Annotated in this window: 8 protein-coding genes and 1 pseudogene; 2 read left to right on the top strand and 7 right to left on the bottom strand. The window is 63.4% G+C overall.

Annotation, left to right across the window (positions count from 1 at the left end):
- Both LD28_RS23360 and LD28_RS0109740 read left to right on the top strand, forming a co-directional pair.
- The coding region (locus LD28_RS23360) for a tetratricopeptide repeat protein (protein ID WP_033136780.1) at positions 1 to 828 on the top strand (828 nt) is incomplete at its 5' end.
- Between the two features lie 31 nt (positions 829 to 859).
- A complete protein-coding gene (locus LD28_RS0109740) occupies positions 860 to 1,660 on the top strand; it encodes a formylglycine-generating enzyme family protein (protein ID WP_241462284.1) in 801 nt (266 codons plus the stop codon).
- Here LD28_RS0109740 and LD28_RS0109735 read toward each other — a convergent pair.
- The 7 genes and pseudogenes from LD28_RS0109735 to LD28_RS23355 form a co-directional block, all read right to left on the bottom strand.
- A complete protein-coding gene (locus LD28_RS0109735) occupies positions 1,657 to 2,592 on the bottom strand; it encodes a LysR family transcriptional regulator (protein WP_081959489.1) in 936 nt (311 codons plus the stop codon). The two genes, LD28_RS0109740 and LD28_RS0109735, sit on opposite strands and share 4 nt — an antisense overlap.
- Before the next feature lie 187 nt (positions 2,593 to 2,779).
- Positions 2,780 to 3,535: a hypothetical protein gene (locus LD28_RS23815; protein WP_241462283.1), complete on the bottom strand. Its 756-nt coding sequence runs from the start codon at positions 3,533 to 3,535 to the stop codon at positions 2,780 to 2,782.
- Entirely contained in the window at positions 3,505 to 4,236 is a 732-nt protein-coding gene (locus LD28_RS23810) for a BatD family protein (protein WP_241462282.1), read from the bottom strand. The genes LD28_RS23815 and LD28_RS23810 overlap by 31 nt, the downstream gene beginning before the upstream one ends.
- Positions 4,217 to 5,947, bottom strand: coding sequence for a VWA domain-containing protein (locus tag LD28_RS0109725; protein WP_033136778.1), 1,731 nt, complete (start codon positions 5,945 to 5,947; stop codon positions 4,217 to 4,219). The genes LD28_RS23810 and LD28_RS0109725 overlap by 20 nt, the downstream gene beginning before the upstream one ends.
- Positions 5,940 to 6,986: a vWA domain-containing protein gene (locus LD28_RS0109720; RefSeq protein WP_033136777.1), complete on the bottom strand. Its 1,047-nt coding sequence runs from the start codon at positions 6,984 to 6,986 to the stop codon at positions 5,940 to 5,942. The genes LD28_RS0109725 and LD28_RS0109720 overlap by 8 nt, the downstream gene beginning before the upstream one ends.
- On the bottom strand, positions 6,979 to 7,500 hold the full coding sequence (locus LD28_RS0109715; protein ID WP_033136776.1) for a DUF4381 domain-containing protein: 522 nt from the start codon (positions 7,498 to 7,500) through the stop codon (positions 6,979 to 6,981). Before LD28_RS0109715 ends, LD28_RS0109720 begins: the two co-directional genes overlap by 8 nt.
- A pseudogene (locus tag LD28_RS23355) lies at positions 7,500 to 7,833 on the bottom strand (DUF58 domain-containing protein); the annotation flags it as partial. The gene LD28_RS0109715 and the pseudogene LD28_RS23355, both read right to left, overlap by 1 nt.

Raw genomic sequence — 7,833 nt, 5'->3', positions numbered from 1 at the left:
GTGGCCAGAAGCCTGCGCGACGAGAGTGCGCTGGTGCGAGAAGCGGCGGTCCTGGCCGCCGATCCCTATCAGTTTGCCCATCGCTGGCGATTGCTCTCGCCGCTGCTGGCCGACAGCAGTGCCGAGGTGCGCCGTGCGGCCACCCTCAATCTGGCCCGTGATTATGGCGCCATGGATGAGGGGCAACTGAGCGCCATTGGCCAGCCGCTGGCGGAGGTGAGCGACTATCTCGCCAAACAGCAGGATCCGGCGCAGCAGCTGTTGCAGGCGGATCTCTATCGCTGGACCCGGCAGTGGGACAAGGCGCAGGCGCGCTATGAGCAGTTGCTTATCAATCAGTTAGAAAATCAGCCAGACAATCCCCGGATCTGGCTTGGCCTCTCTGACAACTTGCGGGCCCAGCAACGGGATGCCGAGGCGCTGGCCCTGCTTGACAAGGGGATCCTCGCACTGCCGCAAAACGCCAACCTCCATTACGCCAAGGCGCTGACCCAGGTGCGCCTCGGTCAGAAGAACGATGCCGCGGCCACCATGGCGCAGGCAGCGACCCTCGCTGGCAACAACAGCTACTTCTGGTATCTCAACGGGGTACTGCAAGAGCCGCTGGATCTCGACAAAGCCATCGGTTCGTTCGAGCTGGCCTACCGGATCTCCGGCGCGCCGGAGCAGCTCTATGCGGTGTGCGATATCTACCTGCGCCACGATCACCCCAAGAGCGATGCCTGCATGAGCGAGCTGGGCAGGATAGCGCCCCCCGAGGTGCTGGCCGAGCTCAACGGCAAGCGCGCGAGCCAGGCGGGCACGCCGCCGGTTTCCGCTGGCCAGTAATGGCTGCCACTCCTTTTACTGCACAGGTCAGATGATGAAGAACACCCCCGCAAAATGCGTGATCCCGCTGCTGGCTACCACCTTGCTGGTGGCGGGTTGTACCCTCTGGCAACATGCCAACCAGCCGCGCCATCCACTGCGACAGAAGATTGAAGCGGACATGGTGCTGGTGGAAGGGGGCCGTTTTGAGATGGGCTCCAACGGCCTTGGCGCCAAAGCGAGCGAAGGGCCACAGCATACGGTCTCGCTCAACAGCTTCTACATGGCAAAATTCGAGGTGACCCAGGCTCTGTTCGAGGCGGTGATGGGTCCCTCCATCAGCTATTTCCAGGCGCCGGATGTACCGGTCAACAACCTCAGCTGGCAACAGGCCAATCTGTTTGTGGCAAGGCTCAATGAGTTGACCGGCGCTCACTACCGCCTGCCCACCGAAGCGGAGTGGGAGTATGCAGCCAAGGGGGGCAAGCTGAGTAAAGGCTATCGTTACAGCGGCTCCGATCAGATCGACGAGGTGGCTTGGTACAGCGGCAACGCCAACAACCGCGCCTATCCGGTGGGGCTGAAAAAGCCCAACGAGCTGGGGCTCTACGACATGACCGGCAATGTGGGGGAGTTTGTAGCTGATGCCTATGAAGAGACCTTTTATCGCCACAGCCCGCAAGATAACCCGAACAATGCCAAGGAGAGCAAGATCCACCTCGCCCATAAATCGGTGCGAGGTGGCAGCTACGCCTACGAGGCTGAACTGTCGGAAAACTTCCGGCGCGATTTTGCCAGCCAGTCGGTGATGATGGCTGACATGGGATTGCGACTGGTGCGGGATGCCCGTTAGGGGTGAGCCAGGGTGGTGGTCAGCCCCAGCTCGCTGACCACCTCGAACAACTGCTGGCGCAACCAGCGGTGGCCCGCCTCGGCCGTCCGGCTGGGGTGCCAGATGGCCGACAGGCTGAATACCGATTCATCGAAGGGGAAGGGGAGTACCCGCACGTCATACATGCCGGCAAAGGTATCTATGGTGGAGGTGGGCAAGACCCCGATGATCTCGCTGCGCGCAATGATGGGCAGCATCTCCATGGCGGTCGGCACCCGCACCACGATTTTTCGATTGGCCATTTGCGGCAGGTGCTCGGCGGTGAGCATGCTGCCCCGAACCTGCCACTGAGCCAGCGCCACATGCTCCTCGGTAAAATACGCCTCTGTCGTCAAGCTGCTGCCCAGTCGCGGGTGGCTGCTGGCACACACTACCTTCACCTGCTCGGCATAGAGCACCTCGCTCTTGAGCATGCTGCGCCCGCTCTGGGTCATGTCGATGATAAGGTCATAGCGCTGCATCCGCAGGTCACTCTCCATATCTTCGGTAAAGAGGGGATGCACCTCCAGCGCAATGCCGGGGGCGTGCGCCCGGATCTTGCACAGCAGTGCCGGGATCAGGTTGGCGCTGACCAGCGTGATGCAGGCGATGGAGAAGACCCGCTGGGAGGTACGCGGATTGAAGGTGCGCGAGGTCGAGAGGGTTGAACTGAAGTTCTTCAGTGCGGCCGCCATCGCCGGATAGATGTCGATGGCAAACGAGGTGGGCTCCATCCCCGCGACCTTGCGGTTAAACAGGGGATCGTCGTAGATCTCCCGCAGCCGCTTGAGAGCCTTGCTGACGGCGGGCTGGCTGATCTCCATGCGTGTCGCCGCCCGGGAGAGGCTGCGCTCTTCATAGATGGCGACAAAGATCGGGATGAGGTTCAGCTCGGTACTTCTGATGTCTGGCAAGAGGGGCCTCGTTACATGTCCGTGGAAAAGTCACACTGTCTTGGCATTGCCGGGTAGCAGGAGGAGAGCGCCTGCCACGCCAATCAGGTGGCGTGGCAGAGGGCCGGAATCCCGCCTCGGCAGTGTAATAAAGTGGGCAAAGGGGTACAACCGGCGCAGGGGCTGGCTGTGGCGTAGCGCACTTTAGTCAGTTGCTGACGTTGCTGACGTTGCTGACGTTGCTGGATGTGCTGGCAGATTGATCCTCTGTGGTCGAGCTGCCACTCAGGGTTGTCAGCCCCGGCAGGGCCGCTTGCCAGCCGATAACGCGGCGCAGCCGTGCACCGATGTTACTGGGGATGTTGCTGTGGCCGCTGCCCCTAACAGAGCCACGCATGGTGCCCCGACTGGCATCCCGTCGCCCTTGCAGGCGCACCAGCAAGCGCCAACCCATCTTGAGCGAATCAGCCTGATCAAGGGGGTCTTGCTGGAATGCGGTCTGCTGCTGTTGCCACAGCGGATCGCAACTGACGCGGCCCAGTTCCAGCACGCCCCGTTTGGCCCGCAGATAGCGATAGGCCAGTATCCGCACCACCCCCCACTGCCTGCACCAGATGGCGGCCCCATATTGCCAGGGGAGCGGGCGAGGGTGGTGGCGGTAGTAACGGGCGATGGCCAGAAGGGTCAGCGCCAGCAGGGCCACTCCGCTCGTCACCCCAAGCAACCGGGGCCAGTAGGTCGCCAGCCAGGAGGCAGGAGTGTGGCGCACTTGCAGGGTCTGCCCGGGGAGGGTCAGGGTCTCCAGTTGGCCGGTCTGGCTGTTCCACCAGGCAAGCTCCAGCGCAGGCAGGGTCAATTCACCGCCGCGCTGCACGATGTAGGTAATCTGATCTTCCCGTGTCGAGAGGTACTCCCCCCGCTCTTGGGTATCGTTCAGCCGGGCCTGCGCCGGATAAGCCTGCACCCGCCCATCGCTTGCACAAGCGGAGTGATCAGCGGCGGGATCAGCACCGAGAGGGTATCCTGCCCGCTGGCGGTGACGGTGCGGGTGATGGCATCCCCCACCCGCAGCTCGCCGTCCGCATGGTCATCCGCAGAGCGCTGCCAACGCTGGCTCAGGGTGAGGTTGCTGGCGCTCAGCCAACGCCCGCCGACCATCAGGGCGGGGTCGGGCAGGGCAGCGGCAAAACGCTGGGGGTGGGTGGTGAGGGTGATCTGCCGGGAGCCCCCTTCAGGACGAGCAACCGTGGCCCGCACCGCGATGGCGGGGATCTCGAACTGGCCGGATTGCTGGGGGTAGAGCGTCAGCTCCCAGCGCTGGTGCGACCAGGTCTCGCCATCGCGGCGCTGGGTAAAGTTGGTCGCCAATTCGCTGCGCTGCTTGACCATGACCCCCGGCAGCTCGAATTGGCCGATGCGGGTGCCCGCGGTAAACCAGCGGTTGGTGGCCAGCTCCAGATAGAGGGTGATCTGCTGGTTGACGGCATAGGGGCGCTTCTCCTCCTGATCTTTCAGCCAGCTCTTGAGGGTCACCTGAGTGGCTTCCGTCGCGTCAGCGCCCTCGGCAGCCTGTGCCGTCACGGGCAGCAGCACGGCCCCGAGCAGGGCGGCGGTTGCCACCCATCCGCGCAGCCAGTGGCGGAGTTTATTGCGCCGGTTGCACATGGACGGGCTCCTTATTGGTGGCAGAGCGAGGGCGCGCGGCTGCGCCAGCTTGCTGCGCTTGTAGCTGGAGGCGGAATTTGGCTTGCAGGAAGTCGCCGGGATCAGACTCCACCCGGCGCAACCACTTTTCGGCCTGCGCCGGATTGGCCAGGATCTGATCTGCGGTCAGGGTTTCGCGCGCCATCAGGGAGGAGACCACGGTCTCTTCGGCCCCGTCGGCACTGCGTGGCTGATCATCGGGCAACTCGCGGGAGTGATCAGGCCCATCCGGCGTGCCGGTATGGCTCTGGCTGGCGCGGTTGATCTCGTCAACAATCCCGCACATCACCCGATAGTTGTGGGCGGCTGATTGACGCACGGTGGGGTCATTGGCTTCGTCAGCCAGTTGCCGGAACAGTCGGCGGGCGGCCAGATACTCACGCTGTCTGGCGAGGGCGTTGCCCGTATAGAGCTGCGCCTGCTCGGAATCAGTTTGCAAAAAGGCCGACTGGGCCAGCGCAAACTCGGCGCTGTAGTAGTAGGCCACCCCCTTGTAGAAGGGGTCCTCATAGCGTTTGGCCGCCTCCAGATAGTCACCTTGCTGGAAGTACCACTGCCCCTGTTGATCCGGGGTGAGCCAGAGATCGAGCCACTGCTGTTTCAGCTCTTGAGCCCAGTGGTTGCTGGTCGGCGCTTTCGGCTCGGGCGGTGCCAGCGAAAAGGTGGTGGCCTGCACAGGCGTCACCTGCAGCAGGGAGAGGCCGACCGCCGCCACCAGACCCCACTGCACCAGCCAGCCTTTGCGAAACCAGAGCAGCAGCAGGGCGACCACCGGCAAGAGCAGGTAGTAGCCCATGTCCTGCCAAGGCATCAGGGAGTCGCTGTGGATCAAAAAGTGGCGTTCAATCCCCCGGTTGATGCGTTCCACATCGTCATTATCCACCGTCATGGTGAGCAGGGTGCCATCGCTGTCGCTGGCCAGTCGCCGAAGTGAGGCAAGCTCCAGCGGGCGTTTGCCACTCAGGGCCGGGTCGCCAGCGGCCAGGATCAGCAGCTGACGGGATTGGCCACGGAAATAGTCAGCCAACGGGGCAATGGCGGAGGGGCTGATGCCATCACTCACCAGCAAGACGGTGCTGCCGGTCTCATCGGCCAACAGCTCGGTGAGCAGCGGGATCACCTGTTCGGTGTGCTTGCCCTCTTTGGGCATGATCTCGGGACGGATGGCAGCGAGGATGGGGGCATAGACGGCGCTGTCATGGGTCAGCGGTATGGCGGTGTGGGCTGAGCCAGCAAAAACCACTAGCCCGTTGCGCCCGCCATCGCGGGTCGCCAGCAGATCGCTGATCTTCTGTTTGGCCCGTGTCAGCCGATTGGGGGCGATATCCTCTTCCAGCATGGAGTCGCTGTTATCGAGCAGGATCAGCAGGGCGCCCTGATCTTCGCCAAAGGGGGAGGGTTCACGGCTCCAGGTCGGCCCTGCGCAGATCAGGATGGCGAGCCCCATCAGCAGCCCCAGCACCTTGAGGGGCAGGTTCTTTTTCCAGCCGGTGTCTCCCAGTGTCAGCGCCTTGCGCAGATGGGGGGGCAGCCGCTGTTGCCAGTTGCTCGCCTCATCCATGCGCCAGCGCAGCAGCAGGATGGCGGCAAGGGGGAGCAAGGCCAGCAGCCACCAGGGGCGCAGAAAGTGGGCATTCAGCCAGAGCTGTTGCCAGAACAGGATATCAATCATGGGTTGCCTCCTGGCGAGCGGGGCGCAGGCGGTAGCGCCTGAGGGTCAACAGGGAAAAGAAGGTGAGATAGAGGCCGACGCTGGCGGCGATGAGGTAATGGTGCAGGCTTTCGCGGGTCTGAAAGCGGGTGCTCTCGTAGCGCTGTGGCTCCAGCTCACCGATCACCTGATAGGCGCGCGTCAGCTGCGCCTCATCGAGGGCCTGAAACAGCTGACCGCCGGTCAGGGTCGCCAGTTGTTGCAAGGTATCGAGATCGAGGCCCTGTTCGCCGACGGTGGCCGGATCCCCCATGGCGATGGTGTGCAGCCGCACGCCGTTGACCGCAGCTACCCGGGCCGCATCCCGCGGGCTGACAAAACTGCCGGTGTCGTTGCCATCGGTGAGGATGATGGCGACTTTCTCCCGCTTGGCGCTGTTCTGGTCTTGTTGCCCATGGCGATCACTGTCGTTGAACACTTTGATTGCCAGGCCGATGGCATCCCCCAGATGGGTGCTCTGGCCTGCCATGGCGACATCGGTCTCCTGCAGCAGGGTTTGCCAGGTGTCGAGATCGGCGGTAAACGGCGCCTGGAGAAAGGCGGCATCCCCAAACAGGATTAGCCCGAGTCGATCTCCTTCGCGCGTTGCAGCAAATTGTTTAAGCACCCCTTTGGCGGCGTCGAGCCGACTGAGGGACTTGCCGGGGTCGGGGGAGAAGTCGGTCTCGGCCATGGAGCCGGAGAGATCCAGCACTATCATCACATCCCGCCCGAACCGCTCGCGCACCTGAGGCGGGCCATAGATGGTGGGTTTGGCCAGCGCCAGCACCGCCAGCAGCCAGACCAGCAGCAGCGCGATCCGCTGCCACCAACTGGCGGTCAGCTGGGTCGCCCCTTCTTGCGGCGGCTCATCCAGCAGATCGATCAGCAGGTCGAAGAAGGGCACCTTGATGGCGCTCTGCCGGGTGCGATAGGCCGGAATCAGGCGAAACACCAGCAGCGGCAGGGGCAGCAGCCAGAAACAGTGGGGGTGGGTAAACTCGAGACCGGCATCAAGCATGGCGGGCCTCCGTTGCCTGCGACGCTGTGTGAACGGGGATCTGGTGATGGGCGAGCCAGTCGCTGCACAGGGAAACGAGGCAGAGCTGATCGCTGACGCTCAGCACCACCTGATCACAGACCAGCGACACCAGCCAGCGCTCCCCCAGTTCGGTGGCGAAGCGAGGCTGCCGATCCGCCATGGCATTGTCGAGGGTTTGCAGTAGCGCCATGCCAAACAGCTTGCCGTGCCGGGGATCAAGGTGGGTCAACACCTGCTTGATCAGGTGAAACAGCGCCAGACTGGCCCCGGCATCAGACCAGTTGATCGTGCGCAGGGCCGCCAGCGCTTCACGACGGTAACGCTGGTGCCACCAGCGCTGTGCCCGGTGATAGAGCCAGAGCAGCGCCAGCGCCCCCAGGCTCAGCGCCAGCAGCAGCCAGCCTGCGGTTTGTGGTTGCCAGCTGATAGCGGGTGGCACGGTCACGTCCTGCAATTCGCGCAGCATATAGGTGCCGGGCAGCTTGTGGTTCATCAGTGATCTCCTCCCAATGCGGTAATGAGGCGGGCGAGGTGGTGGCCACCGGTGTCGAGGGTGATAAGCGGCAATCCCTTGAGCGCCATCAGTCGCAGCAGTTGCTCTTTTTTCAGCTGCTGCTGGCGGGCCAGCCCTTGATCCAGCACCGGGATCTGGTGGGGAGCAATATTGAGCTGGTACTGGCCATCGCCGACCACCCAGCTGGCGTCAGCGGCTGTGGTCGACAGGGTCGATTCGAGGGGATCGGCGATGTGCAGTGCCAGCACATCGTTGTGCTGCTGCAAGTAACCGAGGCGGGTCAGATCGGCCTCGGTCACCCCGGCCCAGTCG

It is taken from the genome of Aeromonas finlandensis (assembly GCF_000764645.1).
GTDB lineage: Bacteria > Pseudomonadota > Gammaproteobacteria > Enterobacterales > Aeromonadaceae > Aeromonas > Aeromonas finlandensis.
This window is presented reverse-complemented; position numbering and strand designations above follow the sequence as displayed.